12 protein-coding genes and 1 pseudogene are annotated in these 18,572 nt (G+C 59.5%); 7 read left to right on the top strand and 6 right to left on the bottom strand.

Annotated elements, in window-relative coordinates; translation table 11 throughout:
• From ACIPG5_RS00180 to ACIPG5_RS00190, 3 genes are all read left to right on the top strand, one after another.
• The coding region (locus ACIPG5_RS00180; protein ID WP_401372714.1) for a hypothetical protein at window positions 1–1,642 on the top strand (1,642 nt) is incomplete at its 5' end.
• A 1-nt stretch (window position 1,643) separates the two neighbouring features.
• Window positions 1,644–4,448 (top strand): hypothetical protein, encoded by a 2,805-nt coding sequence (locus tag ACIPG5_RS00185; RefSeq protein WP_401372717.1) that lies wholly within the window; start codon window positions 1,644–1,646, stop codon window positions 4,446–4,448.
• A 57-nt stretch (window positions 4,449–4,505) separates the two neighbouring features.
• Window positions 4,506–8,333, top strand: coding sequence for an RHS repeat domain-containing protein (locus tag ACIPG5_RS00190; protein WP_401372720.1), 3,828 nt, complete (start codon window positions 4,506–4,508; stop codon window positions 8,331–8,333).
• A 224-nt stretch (window positions 8,334–8,557) separates the two neighbouring features.
• On the opposite strand, the gene ACIPG5_RS00195 is transcribed toward ACIPG5_RS00190, so the two are convergent.
• From ACIPG5_RS00195 to ACIPG5_RS00205, 3 genes are all read right to left on the bottom strand, one after another.
• Window positions 8,558–9,097: a fimbrial protein gene (locus ACIPG5_RS00195; RefSeq protein ID WP_401372722.1), complete on the bottom strand. Its 540-nt coding sequence runs from the start codon at window positions 9,095–9,097 to the stop codon at window positions 8,558–8,560.
• Between the two features lie 74 nt (window positions 9,098–9,171).
• Complete coding sequence (locus tag ACIPG5_RS00200) at window positions 9,172–9,897, bottom strand: molecular chaperone (protein WP_176518157.1); 726 nt, start codon at window positions 9,895–9,897, stop codon at window positions 9,172–9,174.
• A gap of 64 nt (window positions 9,898–9,961) precedes the next feature.
• Window positions 9,962–10,510, bottom strand: a complete 549-nt coding sequence (locus ACIPG5_RS00205; RefSeq protein WP_401372725.1) for a fimbrial protein — start codon at window positions 10,508–10,510, stop codon at window positions 9,962–9,964.
• 247 nt (window positions 10,511–10,757) lie between these two features.
• On the opposite strand from ACIPG5_RS00205, the gene ACIPG5_RS00210 reads away from it, so the two are divergent.
• Entirely contained in the window at window positions 10,758–12,269 is a 1,512-nt protein-coding gene (locus tag ACIPG5_RS00210; RefSeq protein WP_401372728.1) for a hypothetical protein, read from the top strand.
• A 44-nt stretch (window positions 12,270–12,313) separates the two neighbouring features.
• Here ACIPG5_RS00210 and ACIPG5_RS00215 read toward each other — a convergent pair whose 3' ends face one another.
• Both ACIPG5_RS00215 and ACIPG5_RS00220 read right to left on the bottom strand, forming a co-directional pair.
• Window positions 12,314–12,712: a PA2817 family protein gene (locus ACIPG5_RS00215; RefSeq protein WP_176518160.1), complete on the bottom strand. Its 399-nt coding sequence runs from the start codon at window positions 12,710–12,712 to the stop codon at window positions 12,314–12,316.
• Window positions 12,713–12,792: 80 nt separating this feature from the next.
• Window positions 12,793–15,240 (bottom strand): acyl-CoA dehydrogenase, encoded by a 2,448-nt coding sequence (locus tag ACIPG5_RS00220; protein WP_401372730.1) that lies wholly within the window; start codon window positions 15,238–15,240, stop codon window positions 12,793–12,795.
• 257 nt (window positions 15,241–15,497) lie between these two features.
• On the opposite strand from ACIPG5_RS00220, the gene ACIPG5_RS00225 reads away from it, so the two are divergent.
• The 3 genes from ACIPG5_RS00225 to ACIPG5_RS00235 all read left to right on the top strand — a co-directional run bounded on the left by ACIPG5_RS00225 (window position 15,498) and on the right by ACIPG5_RS00235 (window position 17,965).
• Window positions 15,498–16,121 (top strand): glutathione S-transferase, encoded by a 624-nt coding sequence (locus ACIPG5_RS00225; RefSeq protein WP_401372733.1) that lies wholly within the window; start codon window positions 15,498–15,500, stop codon window positions 16,119–16,121.
• Between the two features lie 135 nt (window positions 16,122–16,256).
• Window positions 16,257–17,189, top strand: a complete 933-nt coding sequence (locus tag ACIPG5_RS00230) for an ABC transporter ATP-binding protein (RefSeq protein WP_176512218.1) — start codon at window positions 16,257–16,259, stop codon at window positions 17,187–17,189.
• Window positions 17,186–17,965: an ABC transporter permease gene (locus ACIPG5_RS00235; RefSeq protein WP_012271145.1), complete on the top strand. Its 780-nt coding sequence runs from the start codon at window positions 17,186–17,188 to the stop codon at window positions 17,963–17,965. The genes ACIPG5_RS00230 and ACIPG5_RS00235 overlap by 4 nt, the downstream gene beginning before the upstream one ends.
• Before the next feature lie 12 nt (window positions 17,966–17,977).
• Here the strand turns inward: ACIPG5_RS00235 and ACIPG5_RS00240 are convergent.
• A pseudogene (locus ACIPG5_RS00240) lies at window positions 17,978–18,475 on the bottom strand (DUF2062 domain-containing protein); the annotation flags it as partial.
• Window positions 18,476–18,572: the final 97 nt, after the last annotated feature.

Here is an 18,572-nt window from a genome sequence, read left to right on the forward strand (position 1 = left end):
TGACGATGCAGACATGTTGTACATGTTGCCTGCGTCCAGTGAAAACTTCTCCAGCAACTTGATTCTGGCGCAAGACCTTATTTGGAATAAGGTGCTTGTGCCTGCCGTCAAGGATGTGGAATGGGTGAAGAATGCGCGGTTCGAAGACCGCGAAGTTCCAGGGTCACGTCACCGGCAACTGATAGCCACGGCGGGCGAGTTTGCGCATGAGATTAATGTAGAACATGCATTGTCTTTTACCCGGCTGCCGCGATGGAGTATGCAGTTTGCGGGTAATAAGCCTATGCGCTTCCATGTGTCTGGTAATAATCTGGTATTTGAGTTCAAGCCAGACGTGCAATACAACAATAGCGAACAAGGGTTGCGAGAACACCCCGGCGATGGTTGGCGCCGTGCCAGCGGCAGGATCCAATGGAGTTTAACGATTGAGGTCTTTTTCAAATTTGTCGTTACCAATGAACAGGATAGGCCTGTCATTGATTTGGTTTATGAGCGTGAGAATGTACAGGGTGGAATGGAGATTGTTGAATACGACGGATCGGGCACTCAAAGGCAGTATCTTGAAGAGCGCTTGGATTTCGAGCGTGAAAAACTGCAGCGTTTCGCACAAGAGCTAGTCACCCCACTGCGCTCAGTCGGTGCAACGCTCGATGCATTTCGCCTGAACAACCTGTTGTTCCGAGGCGACAATGTCGTCACCCCCGAGAGTCTTAATCTGCCGGCCGATCTGACCGTCCTCGGCCACTTGTCACCGGAGCGTACCGATCTGGTCATCGAACCGGTCGAAGTTGTCGTTGCCGGCGGCGGTCGCCTGCAGTTCACGCCTTCGTTGCTGGGGGATACCAACTGGTCGGTCGCCAATGTTGATGACGATGGGGGCTCACCGGGCAGCATCGATACCTTCACCGGCTTGTACACGGCACCTAGCGCCGAGTCGTTGCGCGCTGCGGGTTTCCGCCGTGTCGTCGTCACTGCCCAGCGTGGCGACAAGGTCAGCAAAGCCATGGTCAGCCTGGTTGAAAGCAGTGTTTCGGTTTACCCCTCGGTGGTAGTGGTTCCGTTGGGCAGCCAACACTCCCTGGTGGCAGGCGAAGTGGAAGGTGCAGCGCTGAGCTGGGCCCTCAAGGACGCGAACCTGGGTGCAATTGCGCCGGACCCGGACAAAGACCCGACCATGCAGGATGGTTACAAGTTTACCGCCGCCACGACCTTGCCCGAGCCTGCTTCAGGTGACCCATTGAACTACTACGGGTCTCGGCTCACTGAAGTTCAAGTTTCAACCGCAGCAGGCGGCACGCGCACGATCGATGTGCTGGTGACCAATAACCAAAGTGGCAGTTATTGGCTGGAGGCGAGTGCGCAGGGCGAGGGTGTGAAACTTACCTTCTACAGAACGACCCGGTCGAATTCCAAGGAAGAAGTGCCTGCTGCAGACACGCATTGGCACAAATACAAAGGCGATGGCACCTTCGTCAACGGTGTGTACACCCCTCAAGCAGGCAGTGTCGAGCAGTACGCGGTTGTTTCTGCATTCTATGACGACGGCGAAAGTTCAGACCGTTTCGCGTTCATGATCATCCCGATTCCCTTCGTTTCCAACCAGCGCTTTGTGGCGTTGCTTGGCGCTCAACAGGAGCAATGACATGGCCAGCCATTCCAAACTAGCACTGCTCGAGTTACTGAAAAAGGGCACGGTCCGCCACGGCTGGGGAGGCGTGCTCGCACTTGAGCGAGCGCTTTTGAACATCGAACTTCGCGAGCAGTTTCTCGAAGCGCTGGGTGAGCGGACTTTCGTCGAGCCGATCATGCTCGAAGCCGAGTTGGACGAAAGTGCACAAGTTTCGGTTTCGCTTCAAGGGGTGATATTTGGCGAGCCGCAAATCAGCTTCGTCAAAACTCGACTGTCGTCGGTAGATGTGACGGTGCGCCTGAATGTAATCGCAGGCGACTTCATGCGTTCGGTCAAGCAAGTCGCTCGCCCTGCGCGGGTTGTCGAGAGTTTTTCCATCAGTGAGGGAATGGGCTATTGGGTGCAGGCGCAAGCAAGCCTGCGCCTGGAGCAAGGCTCGACCCATCGCTTTGCCTCCGTGGTGCTGGATTTGGGCACCATGGAAGAGGTGACGACCAACCTGGGGTCGACCGAGTACGCCAACCGCGCGCTTGGCCGCGTGCTGCAGGAGACGTTTGGCTACGTGCCTGAATACCGGCGTAGCTACAGGCTCGTGCGCTTCGACATGCGCGACTACGCGCCCTTGAGCCCTGAACGCATGCTGCTGCGCACCCAGGCGGCACCTTGGGCTGGCGACCCCGGTAAGGGCCGCGAGGGCGACGGTGCACTCCTGGTGTTCATGAAGTTGGGCGTCGATTTGAGTGTGGGTGGGCAACCCGACCCAGCATTCGATTTCCCGTATCCCATTCCTGAAGAAGCCACCGGCATGCCGGGAGCCTTGATTCTCGATCCGACCATCGAGCCCCTTCGCGCTGGTGGGCCGACCGATGTCCTGCGCGCTATCCGGCTGGGCAGTGGTCATGTGTTCTCGGCCAACGATGCGCAAAAGCCCCTGGACTGGATTATTTTCGGCGCCTGGCAGCCCGGGGAGAAAAGCGTTGCGGTCGAACCTGCAATTTCCAGAGTCATGGCGGCGCAGCAGCAGGACTTCAAGCTCAAGGGTGTATCTGGCCCGGTAAGCTGGCAAGCGCGCAATCTGTTGCGTCCAGCGGCGTCGGGGGCATTCCAGGGCAGCACCTACACGGCTCGGGGCGCTGGCGGTTTTGCCCAGGATCAGCAATTGGTAGTGGTCAGTGCAGAGGCTGGGGAGGGTGTGCGGCACGCTTTGCTGGTGGAGGAGGCGCGCCCTGTGAGTGTTGCCCCGCGCGTGGCAAGTTGGGTCGAGGGCCAGAGCGCCATCGAACTGCGTGCCCAAAGTGTCGAGGGTGGCGTGCTGGAATGGCAGCTAGTCGACGAGGCCCTGGGTATCCTGACTGATCAGGGCGGTGGTAGAGCGACGTTCATGCCTGCCCGGCCTGACAGTCCTTTGCCTTCCATTCGCGTTCAACACATTCGGGTAACCGACAGGAGCAGTGGCGCGAGCACCCTGTGTTCTGTGGTGGTCATCGCTTGGGCGGCCGACCTGGTCATCGAGCCTGGCCATGTCGGGCAGCTGTATTCAGGGAGCCCGGTCGCGTTCAGTGTCAGCAATTCCACCCGTCCGATCAGCTGGGAGATTTTCGGTGAGGGCGAAATCGACCCACAAACCGGTGTCTACACCCCCCCTGAAGCTTCGACGCTGCCTGTTTGCGTGATCATGGCCGATGACGGCGATGACCGCACCGGCTATGCCATGGTGGAATTCGTCCAGCAGAGCGAATCGTTGGCGAGCAAAGTCAGCTGGACCAATCTGGCCACTTTCGAGCTGCGCGTGATTGGGGGTAGCGCCTGTTACGCCAACGGCTGGCAGCAGGTCGAGATCGAAGTGAGGGTGGAGGCGAGCGATGTTGGCGGGCAGCCCGTTGAAATTTCGGACGCTGAATTGGCCACGTTACAGTTCAGGGTGGAAGGGGCAGACAATGAGTTTCCATTCCTGAGTGCTGACGAGGAAGGTATCAGCGTCGAGTCCGGGTTTAGCTGGGCTGTCAGCCGCGCCCGGAACAAGGTTGATCCTCCCTTGCCAACTCAAACCGTTGCCGCACCGGCGATGACAATGAATGAACGGCGTATCCGCTTCTTTGTTCATACTCGGGAAGCGACGACACTTGAAATTTATGCAGGTATCCAGAGTGCCGAGACCGGTACCTGGCATTACTCAAATGGTTCGTCCGACGGCAAGGTAGAGGTGACGGGCAGAACGGTGCCGAATTATGTCCGGGAACAGTATGGATTCAGCCGTACACGTATCGCCGCGGCGTCAGACAGGTCACCGGTAGAAGGTGATGAGTTTATTTACGTCGACAATACGATGGACTATTGGCGGCTCACGCATGCCCTCAACAATGGCCAGCCGCTCAAGTTTATCAGCATGATCATGGCGCCGGGGGCCAATAGAAGCATGCTGCGCTGGGCGTCCGAGCAGCTGAATGATCATTATTGCAGTTACACGGGCCTGCAGTTCATGCCGTTGAATGAGCCAGAGGCTGACCACCTTAGGTTGTACATGGATGGCCTGCTGTATCGGATGGCCTATGAGCGCGAGCACGAACTGCCGTTGATCGACCCTGCTTATGGGGCCAGAGCGGGTGAGTTGATGATCAGCTTGCGCCGTACCGACGCCATGCAGTTCTGGGATGATTATTCGACCCGGCTGCCTTACCAAGCTCACCTGCGAAGCGCCATCCACGTCGAGCTGATTGATCAGCAAGGCAATCAACATAAGTTGGTATTCGACTTTGGCGTGCCAGAGGGTGAGGACAGAGAGGCGCAAACGCGCGACTGCTTGATACTTACAGTCTGATCGTGTTCTCCCTCCTTCACGGGAGGGACTTAATAATTAGTCCTTTTGGAGGCCATCATGGCATGCCATAACGTCGTGCATTCCAATGCTTTCAACTTTCAGAGTTTCTTTCAGAACAGTGTGGACCCGCGCACGGGGCAATATACACTGGGCATCGAGTTGCCCGCGCTCATTGGTAACGAACTGGCCGGCCCGCAGTTACCCCTGCGCCTGTTCTTCAGCCCGCTGAATGATGAAGATAGCGGTTTTGGCAAAGGCTGGAGCTTGGCCCTTTCCCAATATGTGCCTGGCACGCAAATGTTGACGCTGTCTAGCGGAGAATCTTTCAAAGTGACTGGCAGCGGTGCGCAGCCAGGCATCCGCGAAAAAAAGCTCGACACCTTCCACTTCCACGATGACACCGTGGAGGGCAAGGACCGGTACCGCGTCGTGCACAAGTCCGGCTTGGTGGAAGTGCTGACCAAACAGGCTGGTACTTATCCTGTGTACCTGCCAACCGAAGTCTATTCGCCCTCCGGGCACAAGGTGACGCTTGCTTACAGCCCGAGCACAGCGTACCTGGAATCCGTCAGTTATCGCGACAGTGATGAGCAAACCCAGCACCTGCTCAAGTTGGCTTACACGACGGCCGGGGTGACCATCGACGTGCACCCCAATGCAGACCCGAGCAAGCTGCCGCGGGCTCGCTATGCGCTGGAGATGTTCAACCGCGAATTGACCAAGATCACCCTGCCGACCTCAGACCTCGCCAGCTGGCGGATCGAATATGGCACGGTGCGTGAACTGACCTGTGTGACAAAGTTGCATACGCCCTCTGGGGCGGTGGAGCACATCAGCTACGGCGATAACGGTGATCCGGGGCATGTATTGCCCACGAACGGCGAGCGCGTGGCCCTGCCCCGTGTCACCACCCATGTGCTGAATCCAGGTGCCGCTCAGCAACCCGTGAAAACGACTTACACCTATCTTTATAAAGACCCGCAAAGTGGCCAGACCTTTGACCACAACTTCGTCGGATACAACAGCGGCATCACCTGGAGCAACGACGGCCAGGACAACGTTTTCAGAGCTCAACCCAGCTACCGATATGGCTCGACGGCGCACTTCTGGGGGCTTGATGATGACGGTGAAGAGGTTGAATTGCGCACGGTAGAGCGGGTGTACAACCGCTTCCACCTGATGGAAGCCGAAATCACGCAACAGGCCGGGCACGTCCAAAGCACACGGGTCGAATACCACGGCAACGTGGCAGAACCGATCGACAACCAGTTGGGCAACTTCCAGATGCCCAAGCGCTCCACCCAGTCGTGGGCACTGACCGCCGAGCCGGGCAGATCTCGTTATGAAGTCACCGAAACGGCCTACAACACCTTGGGTAACCTGATCAAGCAGGTCATGCCGAACGGCCAGCAAGTGGTGAGTGAGTTCTACCCCGCACAAGGCGAGGACGGCTGTCCGCCCGACCCGGAACTGTTCGAGCGCTCGCTCAAGCACTCAACCGTGATCCCAGCTCCGCGAGGCGATGAGCCTGCACCGACATTACGTACTGGCTACCGTTACCAAGCGCTGGGCACGGTGGGTGGCGATGCTGATACCTGGTTGCTGGAAGAGCGCATCTCACTGTGTGAAGTGGTCGGTGACGTCGAGCAGCCGCCACTGCAAGTCACCAGCATCGAGCCCGTGGACGACGTGACTGACCTGCTGCGCCATGGCCGCCCACTGACGCAGACATTGGACATGAACGGTAACCTGACCACGCAAAGCTTCGACTACCAGAAAGAGCTGGTCGACGGTGAACCTGCGCTGGTAACCGAGCAGACGATCACAGGTTTTGACCATGGCCTGGAAGATGACGACACCCAGTTGCCTCGAAATACGGTCAAGGTCATTACGCTCAAGGATTCGATCCTGATCGGCGAGCCCTTGCTCAACCGCGACGACGCTGATATCGAGATCGCCTATACCTATGACGCCCTGAACCGCACGACCAGCGAGACGGTGTCACCCAACGATCCTGCGTACACGGCTTCGCGCCACTACCAATACTACCTGGTAGGCAGTGATGGCCAGCAGGCTTGGCAGACCTCCATCGACGTCAAAGGTGTCGGCACGCGTTCGTTGATCGACGGGCTCAACCGCCTCGTGCTCGAGCAGCGTCACGATGCCGACGCCGAAGACAGCCTGCAGCAGGAAACATTCCGAGTGCGCTACGAGGCGCGCTACGATGCGCTTGGCCAGTTGCTTGAAGAAACCGAGCATGACTGGTTCGGGGGCGAACAGGTACCGCTTCGGTCCCGCTACCTCTACGACAACTGGGGCCAGCGTTGCACTGAAATCGGCCCGGACGACGTACAGCATCACACGCACACCGATCCGATCGGTACGGCCGAGTCGGGCAATTTGCCGATTCAGACCAGCTGGAGCGAGTCGAAGGACGGCACGCTCACCCAAGGCAAGACGGTGACCTACCTGAACCTGTTCGAGCAACCGGACGTTGTGCAGCGTTTTGACCGGCAGAACAAGGTGCTCAGCAAACATCAGTACTTTTATGATGGGCTGGGCCGCACTGTTCGGGAAATCGATGGCCGTAACGCGGTTACCCGCAACGCCTACGATGCCTTCGATCGCCTGGTCGACCAGACCTTGGCCGACAGAAGCGTGGTGCACCGTGACTACGCGCCACACAGTAGCGAAGACCTGCCTGTGAAGATTGCGGTCAATGGCGCTGTTCTGGGCGAACAAGCGTTCGATGGGCTGGACCGCATGAGCCTGTCCATCACAGGCGGTCGCAAGCGTGTGATGTTCTACGAAGTCGGGCAGAACAAACCTTGGAAAGTGCGCACGCCAGCCAACCGAGAGATCGAGTACGACTACACGCTGCAACTGACCGATCAACCTGAAGTTCGCCGCGTGCTGCCCCTGCCAGGGCAGGCCCAGAGTGCTGCGGTCGAGGCCAAGTACACCTATGACCGTGAGAACGCGCGCCTTACCTACTGTGGTGAGCCGGGCCAGGAACTGACCCGTGATTATTTCAGCACGGGTGAGCTCAAGCTAGAAACCCGTACAGTCGGCAGCGAATCCTGGAGCATGACCTACGGTGCCAGCTTGCAAGGGCGTGCACTGGCGTATCAAGACGTGCTCGGGCAGACGCAGCACTACCGGTACGATGCGGCGGGGCGCCTGGAAAAAACCTGGTTGGGCGGATTGTCGACCACGTTCAGCTACGACGCGCTGGGTAACCTCAAGAGCTACAAGACCTGCGACGGCGTCGAGGGCGAGGATGATGCCGCGTGCGAGCGCTGGCTGCTCACCGAGCTTGAATATGACGACCTGGGAAGGGAAAAGCTTCGCCGTTTCACTTTCCCGGACAGTGTCCAGGAACTCACCCAGCAATACAGTGCGCTGGACCAGCTCACACTGCGTGTACTGAGCCAGGACGGTGAGATTCTGCGCGAGGAAAAATACGATTATGACTTGCGCGGCCGGCTGGAGGGCTACACCTGCAAAGGGCCTCTGGCGCCGCAGGATCCTTGCGGCAAAACCATCCGCGAGCAGCAGTTCGAGTTCGACAGGATCGACAACATCACCTGGGTGTTCACGGCGTTCGACGGCGCCGAGGGCAAGCAGGAGTTTAACGAAGCCACTTACCTGTTCGAGAACCCAGCTGATCCTGCGCAGTTGACCGGTATAGAAAATACCCATGCAGACTATCCGGCACCGGTAACGCTGCAGTATGACCCGGACGGGAACATGATCAGCGACGAGCAGGGCAGGGGCTTGAGCTACGATCCACTGGGCCGGCTTGCCAGTGTCGAACTGCTGGACGGCACCGTGGCAGGCTATGGGTACGATGCGTTGGACCGCTTGGCCAGCCAGGATAGCTGAAGGGCTATGTGGGGTGAGGGAGGGCGCTTGCGCTCTCCTGCAAAACTGTCGTAAAGGGCCGCTATGCGGCCCTTTTGCTTTGAATGATCAGGGGTAACCGGCCTATCCGAGCATGCATTCAAGCTCGCCTGCGACCGCGCCTGAATGCAAGCCATGAAAAAATGCTCCCCATCTTGCGATGCGGAGCATTGTCTCAACGCGTGGCCGGGCTACGGCACTTGTGCTTATGGAATGTCTACGTAGAAGCCGATGTCGGTATTGGCAAAGCCGGCGGTTACGTTGCCGGCAGTGGCCTTGTAGGCGGCGGAGAACAGCATGGTGCTAGGTTTGCTGTCATCCAGAGGGTATTGCCGGGAAGGTACCGTCGGGCTTATTGGGGTGCCAAGGTCATCTTTGATGATCAATGCCAGGCCTTGAGCGCCGCCGGGCTCCAGGGCGTAGAGCGTACCGGCATTGCCTGCGCCGCCGTACTTGCCGGTAAAGGTCACGGTGGTGTAGGCCCCCGGTACAAGTATGCAGTTGGCACCTGGCGTGAGGCGTAAACCAAATGCCCGCGAAGCCGCTTCGTCATCGGCTTGCTTGAACTGCGCGGCATTGACATTGCCCATGTAGATTCGACTGACGGGCAGGCCGGTTGAAGGGTCGACAATCTCGATCGAGCAGGTCCCGGAATGGACATTGCCGTAGAAATTGACCGACCCCGTGTTGGCAAGGGCTTGGCTGCTGACCAAGCCTAACCCAAGAGCGAGCAGGGTGTATTTCATGGTGTGTTCCTGGCAGGTGACAGCGCATCGAAGCATTCTGCGTAGATCGCAAGTGCTGATGGCTGGCAGTGTATTCAGGGCAGTGCAGGCAACGGCTTTTGTACAGCAGGGGTGTGCACGCCGTAGTCATTGATGGTGGTGAACGTGATCGTCAGCCCGCTGAAGGTCTTGGTAGTGGCCAGGTCATAGGCCTGCTGACCGAATGGCGGTGCCATGGCCATTGCCTGTATGGCCTCGGTCTTGCCAGCGCCACTGACTTCCAGGCGCCCGAAAGTATAGTGGTAGGGCGTGGGGTTGTTTACCACCAGTTGCACCTTCCCACTCACCGAACGCAGCGACCATTTGAGTTCTCCAACCTGCTCGGCCGGCTTGGTTTTCAGCGAGCTGGGGCGGTAGAAAAGCTTGAGACGAGTGCGCAATGCGACATTCAGTACATTCTCATCCTCGGGATTGATTTCGGGGATTTCCTGCACATTCATGTAGAACAGTGTTTCGCGATCCGTGGGCAACTGATTAGGCAGGCGGCTGATTTGCACCATCTGCTCTTTACCCGGGTCTAGCCTGAACAAGCCAGGTGAAATCGCCAATGGCACGGCTGTATCCGTGTCGTCCTTGGCGGTATTGACCCAACTTTGAACCGCATAGGGGCGCGGACTGGGGTTGGCGATCACGACTGAAGTGCTGCGCTTATCGCTATCGAAAACGATGCGGGTCATGTTGACGGTCAACGCTGCCTGCGCGGGTGACAGGGTGGTTGCCAGGCCGGCAGCCAGCACAAGGTTGCGCAAATGAGTTTTCATTCGGCGATACCTTCAGAAAAAGGGAAAGGCTCCCCAAGTGCTGCATGCGCACTTGGGGAACATGTCATTGAATATCGACAAGGAATTGCACGTCGGTGTTGGCGGTGCCGGCAGTCACCCCTACAGCAGTAGACTTGTAGGCGGCAGAGAAGATCATGGTGGTGGGGTTGGTATCGCTCAGTGGGTAGTTCTTGGATTTTGCGCCGTTGACGACCGCCCTGCCAGTATTATCCTTGATGGTCAAGGCCAGGTTCTGTGCGCCGCCGGGCTCCAGTGCATACAACGCTCCGTCGGTACCTGTGCCGCCATAGGCAGCAGTGAACGTCACATTGGCGGCTGGTGTGGCGGGTGGCGGAGGTATGGTGCAGCCATTCCCTGGAGTAATTCGCATGCCGAAGGTGCGGGAGGCTGCTTCGTCGCCCGCATTCTCGAATTGAGCAACATTTACGTTACCCATGTTGATTCGCGCCATCGGCAATCCGGTTGACGGGTCGATGATTTCGATTGGGCAAGTGCCAGCGTGAACTTGGCCGTAGAAGTTGATCGAGCCGGTATTGGCGAAAGCGCTAGTGCTGGCAATGCCCAGCGCTAAAACGAGAAGGGTTTTTTTCATGAGTGTCTCCGTGCTGCGGACGTCTGAAAGTAAAGGTTGCTGATTTCGTAAACCTGAAATACGCGGTTCAAGCCTGCGATGACGGTGCGCATAGTAAAATGCATATTCACATTCAGATGTAGGAAAAGCCTGATTTGCACTATGGGTAAATCTGACTGCGGATGGCAACTGGTAAAAATGCCAGTTTACCGTTGAAGCCAAGGGTGTTTTTCTGGCAGGAGCCATAACACACAAGGAGCGCGGCAAGATGGAAAAGAAAACGGACGCTAGCGAGGCAGATATCGAAGCCGCGTACACTTTCAAAATAGATGCGCCACCTCGCGTGGGGTTTCTTTGGCGGCGGTTTTTGCAGCAACGTGTTGGCGCGGACGAGGCCATGGTGGCGCCTGAAGAATTGGTTTCCGGCATATGGAGAACCGCGATCACCACGTATTCGCACCTCGATTTAACCTATTCAGGTATTTTCTTTCGTTTCTATGTGGCGCTGGGTTCGCCCGCCGTCGCGGAGGCACGGACACGTAAGGAAAGTAGCGTAGGTGTGAAACAAATCATTCGCATCCAGACGCAAATGCCCATGAACGGTGAGTTGAGAATCAATATGCGCCAGGAAGATACTCACCTGTTTTATGATGGCGGTTACCCGCAGGACCGACGGGTAAGGCTACGGTGGCGATGGCTGGAGGAGATATCTTTTTACGATTACGAGACTGAAACCCATCGGCCCGCGCCTGCGGATATACAACGCTATTATGAGCAAGCAAAATCGATTGCGCTGTGGAACCTGCCCGCAGAGCAAAGGGTTTCCGAACCGAAACACTTGTACGGGTATTTCAGTAGCGGACTTATCTATGACACCGTAAAGTTTTATAAGCGTGCGCAGTCATTCATGCCAGCTGCGCAGGCGCAGTCAATACATGAATCACCCGTTGAAAACGCCACGACTCCGATGCTCGGCACGGCGCCGTTGTTGAGCGGGATAGGCGAGAGTCAGGCCAGGTGGATCGTCGATGTGGTCATGCCCCCTGGAACGTTCTCACTGAACGAGTGGAAGTTCAGCGATTTACAATATCAGGCACACTATGATTCCAATCCTCCCTCTTCAACCGACCGTGCAGCGCCGCCGACTGTCAAGGCAGCCGTAAAATCTGCGATTTTTCCACAGCTGGCAATTGTCAAAGTGGGCGCCGAAAAAGAGCCCCTGCAGCTTGTTGGCGAGTTGCAAAACCCTTCGACTTGGCAAATCGAGGGAGACGCGAAAGGGACAATTGATCGCAACGGGGGCGTTTTTTACGTCCCGCCTACAAGATTCGACCCCCAGGCCACGTTCAACGAAAACAGCGAGACTTTCATTCCCGCAGCCTATCGCACCGGTATCGATTTACCTGTACGCGTCGACCGGGTAACTGCCAGTGGTACTCAAGGCAGTGCGCAAGGGGTATTTCTGGTCACCCTCGTGCCGCCCACGCATTTCATCAGATTTCAAGAGAGCAATGGGCAGCTCTACCTGACTTGTTTCTTTATTCATCGTGATGGCCGCGAGCGGGTACTGCCACCCGAAGAGGTGAAATGGCACATCGTGACCGGCGATGGCTCGGTAACGGATGACGGTCATTTCATCCCGGGATCAGCCGGTATAGATGCGATGACCGTCGTCATGGCCGAAGACCTGCGTGACCAGACTGAATGGCGCTATGCATTGACGATTGTGCCAGTGCCATTCTTTTCCGCTTCGCTGGTGCAACGGTTGCAGCGCGAGTGAGCGAACCCAGCCGTCCTGCGTCATCACTGCGGTGAGCGGGTTACTCAGTGCTGGCGCGTGGCGAGTTGTTGTTTTTCTTCATGCCAATCGAAGGGTTCGCCGTTTTGCTCCGCGCTGTACCGGCGCTCTTCAAGCGTTTGATAGAGCTCCAGCTCCTCGTCGGGCATGAAGTGAAGGCAATCACCGCCGAAGAACCACAGCAGGTCGCGGGGCACCAGGTGGGCGATCTGAGGGTAGCGCTGGATGACCTGGCAGATTAGGTCCTGGCCAAGGTATTGGCTTTGCAGCGGGTCCTGCGGTAGCAGCGTCAGCAACTCATCGAAGCGTTCGAGGAACAGGGTGTGGCTTTCCTCCGGTACCTGATCCGCTTCACCCAAGGCCACCAGGATGGTGCGCAGGTGGTGAAGCAGTTGCAGGTGGTATTCCAGGTGGGGGTTGGCCATGGGGAGGGTCCTCGGGGTGGTTGAAACGGGGGCGGAGTATACGCCGGTGGGCAGGGGGCCGCAAAACGGCCCCCTGCCATTCAGCGCACCTTGCCTTGTTCAGGCCGCAACTGTTCCTTGTCGAATGCATCGACATCGATCACCGCCCTGCGCGCTTTTTCGGCGGCATGCAACCGTTGCCCCTCTTCGACTTGCAGTACACCGCTGTGGACGGCTGCTTCGATGGCTGACTGCCCCGGGGTGGCGTGCACCTTGCCCTCCTTGATCGCCTGGTGCAGCACCTTGTGCAGCGGCGCAACTTCGGCCAGCGTGTCGCAGGCCCGTTGCAGCGCCGCCACCGGGTCGCCCTCGGCTTGCGGCCGGAAGCAGCCAGCGAGCAATTCTTCCAGTGCCGGGTCGCCTTTACTGCGGCCGATCAGCGCAGCTACCTCGGCGTCCAGTTCATCGCTTGGGCCGGTATGGCGGCGGCCGAAGGGGAACACCAGCACACGCAGTGCGCAACCGACAAAACGGTTGGGGAAGTTGTCCAGCAGTTGGTCCAGTGCGCTTTCCGCCTGGCCCAGGCTTTCCTCCATGGCCCAACGCAGCAGTGGCTGCATGTGCTCGGGGGAGCCCAGGTCGTGATAGCGCTTGAGCGCGGCGCTGGACAGGTACAGGTAGCTCAACACATCGCCCAGCCGTGCACTCAGCCGCTCGCGGCGTTTGAGTGCGCCGCCGAGCAGCATCATCGACAAGTCGGCCAGCAGCGCGAAAGCGGCAGCCTGGCGATTGAGGGCGCGGAAGTAACCCTGGCTCAAGGCATCGCCGGGCACCGACTCGAAGCGCCCGAGCCCCAGGTTGAACACCAATGTGCTGGACGCGTTGCCGGCGGCGAACATGATGTGCTTCATCAGCAGATCGTCGAATTCCTCGAGTGCCTGGTCGTGGTCCTCGCGCCCCGCGAGGGCCATTTCCTTGAGCACGAACGGGTGGCAACGGATGGCGCCCTGGCCGAAGATCATCAGGTTGCGCGAGAGGATGTTCGCGCCTTCCACCGTGATGAAGATCGGTGCGCCCTGCCAGCTGCGGCCCAGGTAGTTGTTGGGCCCCATGATGATGCCCTTGCCGCCGTGCACGTCCATCGCATGCTGGATGCACTCGCGGCCGCGTTCGGTGAGGTGATACTTGAGGATCGCCGACAACACCGACGGTTTCTCGCCCAGGTCCACGGCCTTGGCGGTCAGCAGGCGGGCGCTGTCCATCAGCCAGGCGTTGCCGCCGATGCGCGCCAGTGACTCCTGGATGCCCTCGAAGGCTGCCAGCGGCACGTTGAACTGCTCGCGGATGTTGGCGTACTGGCCAGTGACCAGGCTGGTGTACTTGGCCGCGCCTGTGCCCACGGCAGGCAGGGAAATCGAGCGGCCCACCGACAGGCAGTTCATCAGCATCATCCAGCCCTTGCCGAGCATGGCCTGGCCGCCGATGAGAAAGTCCAGCGGCACGAACACGTCCTTGCCGCTGTTGGGGCCATTCATGAACGCCGCACCCAGGGGCAGGTGGCGCTTGCCGATCTCCACCCCGGGGGTGTCGGTGGGGATCAGCGCCAGGCTGATGCCCAGCTCTTCTTGCTCGCCAAGCAGGTGGTCCGGGTCGTAGGCCTTGAACGCCAGGCCGAGCAGGGTGGCGACCGGGCCGAGGGTGATGTAGCGCTTTTCCCAGTTCAGGCGCAGGCCGATGACTTCTTCACCCTGCCATTGGCCTTTGCAGATGACGCCGGTGTCGGGCATGGCGCCGGCGTCGGAGCCGGCCAACGGGCCGGTGAGGGCGAAGCAGGGGATGTCATCGCCGCGGGCCAGGCGGGGCAGGTAGTGGTTGCGCTGTTCATCGGTGCCGTAGTGCAGCAGCAGCTCGGCCGGGCCGAGGGAGTTGGGCACCATCACCGTGGAGGCCAGGTCGCCGCTGCGGGTGGCCAGTTTCATCGCCACCTGGGAGTGGGCATAGGCGGAGAAACCTTTGCCGCCGTACTCCTTGGGGATGATCAGGGCGAAGAAGCCGTGCTCCTTGATGTGCTGCCAGGCCTCGAGCGGCAGGTCCAGGTCCTGGCCGATCTGCCAGTCGCTGACCATGGCGCACAGCTCTTCGGTGGGGCCGTCGATGAAAGCCTGCTCTTCATCGGTCAGCTTGGGCGCCGGGTAGTCGAGCAGCGTGCCCCAGTCGGGGCGGCCGCTGAACAGCTCGCCGTCCCACCACACGGTGCCGGCGTCGATCGCTTCGCGCTCGGTCTGCGACATGGGCGGCAGGGTGCGCTTGAACCATTTGAACACCGGGCCGGTGAACACCTTGCGCCGCCATTGCGGCAGCGCCACCAGGGCGATTTTCACCGCCAGGATGGCCCAGATCAGGATCAGCAACCAGCCAGGGGCTTTGCTGAAGATGCCCATGAGCAGCACGTAGGCCGCCATGATCCCGAGAATCTGCAAGGGCGCCAGGCGCCGGTGCGTGAGGTACGCCGCGCCGATCACCAGCACTACCAACCACAACAGCAACATAATCGGTCCTCCTTGGAACCAGGGGCTTGGGCCGTCCCACAGAGCTTAGACGCAACGCAAAAAACGGCAGGGTCATGACAGTGACAGGGAGGGGCGACGGGAGTTTCAGTTCATCTGCGGCTGTGGTGGCCCTATCGCCGGCTCTCAAGGATACGGTGGGTTACTTGTGGGAGCCGGCTTGCCGGCGATAGGGCCAGTACAGGCGATGGAGCTCTGGAGTAGACTGTCTTCCCTCCGCATTCCATAAGGACGTTGCCATGCTGAAGATCTGGGGCCGCAAGAATTCGAGCAATGTGCGCAAGGCGCTGTGGATCGCCCACGAGCTGGGCCTGGACTTCGAAGCCATCGACGCCGGCGGTGCCTTCGGCGTGGTCAACGAGCCGCACTACCGTGCCCTCAACCCCAATGGCCTGGTGCCCATGCTCGAAGATGGCGACCTGGTGCTGTGGGAATCCAACACCATCGTGCGTTACCTGTGCGCCGAATACGGCGCCGAGCAGGGCTGGTACCTTGAAGACCCACGCCAGCGCGCCTTGGCCGACAAGTGGATGGACTGGACCACCTCGTCCTTCGCCACGCCGTTCCGCCCGCTGTTCTGGGGCCTTTTGCGCACCCCCGAAGAGCAACGTGATTGGGTGGCGATCAACGCCGCGCACAAGCAGTGCGCGCAATTGCTGTCTATTGCCGATCAAACCCTGGCGCACCAGCCTTATCTTTCCGGTGACCAGATCGGCATGGGCGACATCCCACTGGGGAGCTTCGTCTATGCCTGGTTCGAAATGCCCATCGAGCGCCCGGCCATGCACCACCTGCAAGCCTGGTACGAGCGCCTGAAACAGCGCCCGGCCTACCAGGCCGCCGTGATGACCGCGCTCACCTGACCCTGCTTCGATAGTCATTATCAATAGATGTGACTGTACTTGTGCGGCCTGGCCTTGCACCATGGCCGCACTCACTGCGCCAGTGACTTCGCCTGGCGTGTCCTGAACCATTTTTTATTCGGTACGTGACCCGCTATGAGTTCTGCCCTGTCCATCCGACAGCTGACCAAGACCTACGGCAACGGCTTCCAGGCCCTAAAAGGCATCGACCTGGATGTTGCCGAAGGCGACTTCTTCGCCTTGCTCGGCCCCAACGGTGCCGGCAAGTCCACCACCATCGGCATCCTCTCGACCCTGGTCAACAAGACCAGTGGCACGGTCAACGTGTTCGGCCATGACCTGGACCGCGAGCCCGCTGCGCTCAAGCGTTGCCTGGGCGTGGTGCCGCAGGAATTCAACTTCAACCAGTTCGAGAAGACCTTCGACATCGTCGTGACCCAGGCCGGCTACTACGGCATCCCGCCCAAGCTGGCCAAGGAGCGCGCCGAGCAGTACCTGACCCAGCTGGGCCTATGGGACAAGCGTGACGTGCAGTCGCGCTCGCTGTCCGGTGGCATGAAGCGCCGGTTGATGATCGCCCGCGCGCTGATCCACGAACCGCGCCTGCTGATCCTCGACGAGCCGACCGCCGGGGTGGACATCGAGCTGCGCCGTTCGATGTGGAGCTTCCTCACCGAGCTCAACCAGAAGGGCATCACCATCATCCTCACCACCCACTACCTGGAAGAAGCCGAGCAGCTGTGCCGCAACATCGGCATCATCGACCACGGCACCATCGTCGAGAACACCAGCATGCGCCAGTTGCTGGGCAAGCTGCATGTCGAGACCTTCGTCCTCGACCTCAAGCAGGACCTGGCCCAGGCGCCGGCCCTGCAGGGCTACCCGTGCCGCCTGCTGACCCCGCACACCCTGGAAGTGCAGGTGGAAAAAGACATCGGCATCACCGCGCTGTTCGGCCAGCTGGCCCTGCAGAACATCGAAGTGCAGAGCCTGCGCAACAAGACCAACCGACTCGAGGAGCTGTTCGTGTCCCTGGTGGAAAAAAACCTGTCGAAGGTGGCCATATGAGTGTGGAACTGCGCACCAACTGGGTGGCCCTCAATACCATCGTCTACCGCGAAGTGCGGCGCTTTTTGCGCATCTGGCCGCAGACCCTGCTGCCGCCGGCGATCACCATGGTCCTGTACTTCGTGATCTTCGGTAACCTGATCGGCCGGCAGATCGGCGACATGGGTGGTTTCACCTACATGCAGTACATCGTGCCGGGGCTGATCATGATGTCGGTGATCACCAACTCCTATGGCAACGTGGTGTCTAGCTTCTTCGGCAGCAAGTTCCAGCGCTCGATCGAAGAGCTGATGGTATCGCCGGTGTCGCCGCACACCATTCTCGTCGGCTATGTGCTGGGCGGTGTACTGCGCGGCCTGGCGGTCGGGGTGATCGTGACCATCCTGTCGATGTTCTTCACCGACCTGCAGGTGCACCACCTGGGCGTGACCGTGATCGTGGTGCTGTTGACCGCCACCATCTTTTCGCTGCTGGGCTTCGTCAACGCCGTGTTTGCGCGCAACTTCGACGATATCTCGATCATCCCGACCTTCGTGCTGACGCCGCTGACCTACCTGGGCGGGGTGTTCTACTCGATCAACCTGCTGCCGCCGTTCTGGCAGACCGTGTCGTTGGCCAACCCGGTGCTGCACATGGTCAACTCGTTCCGCTACGGCATCCTAGGGGTGTCGGATATCAGCATTGGTACGGCGATCACCTTCATGCTGGTGGCCACCGCGGTGCTCTACCTGCTGTGCGTTCGCCTGCTGGTCAGCGGCCGCGGCATGCGCGCCTGAGGCCTTGTGCTTGCGCCGGCGCCACTGCCGGCCGACCCACCAACGCCAGTACAGCATGGTGGTGAAGTAGGCGGCGATGCCCAGCACCACCCCGCACACCACCGAGCCCAGCAGGAACGGCTGCCACAGCGTTGCCAGCTGGTCGGTGATCCATTCGAAGGTGAGTTCGTCGGGCAGGGTGCGCGGCGGCACCTGCATCAGCCAGGCACCGGTCATGTAGGTGACGAAGAACACCGGCGGCATGGTCAGCGGGTTGGTCAACCATACCAGGCTGACGGCAATCGGCAGGTTGCCGCGTACCGGGATGGCCAGCGCCGCCGCCAGCAGCATCTGCATGGGGATCGGGATCAACGCCGCGAACAGGCCCACGCCCATGGCCCGCGCCACCGAGTGACGGTTCAGGTGCCAGAGGTTCGGGTCGTGTAGCAGCTTGCCGAAAAAGCGCAGGGACTTGTGTTCCCTGATGCTGGTTGGATCCGGCATGTACCGTTTGAAAAGTCGGCGCGGCATGTAGGCTCCTGGCGCGTTGATCGAGGCAGTATGCCTTGATTCCCGCTCAGGCTCGTTCAGAGTTTGTGACAATTGTTGAGCGAGCCAGTGCGGCATT

This window comes from Pseudomonas sp. NPDC087029, from assembly GCF_044745345.1.
Taxonomy (GTDB): domain Bacteria; phylum Pseudomonadota; class Gammaproteobacteria; order Pseudomonadales; family Pseudomonadaceae; genus Aquipseudomonas; species Aquipseudomonas faucium.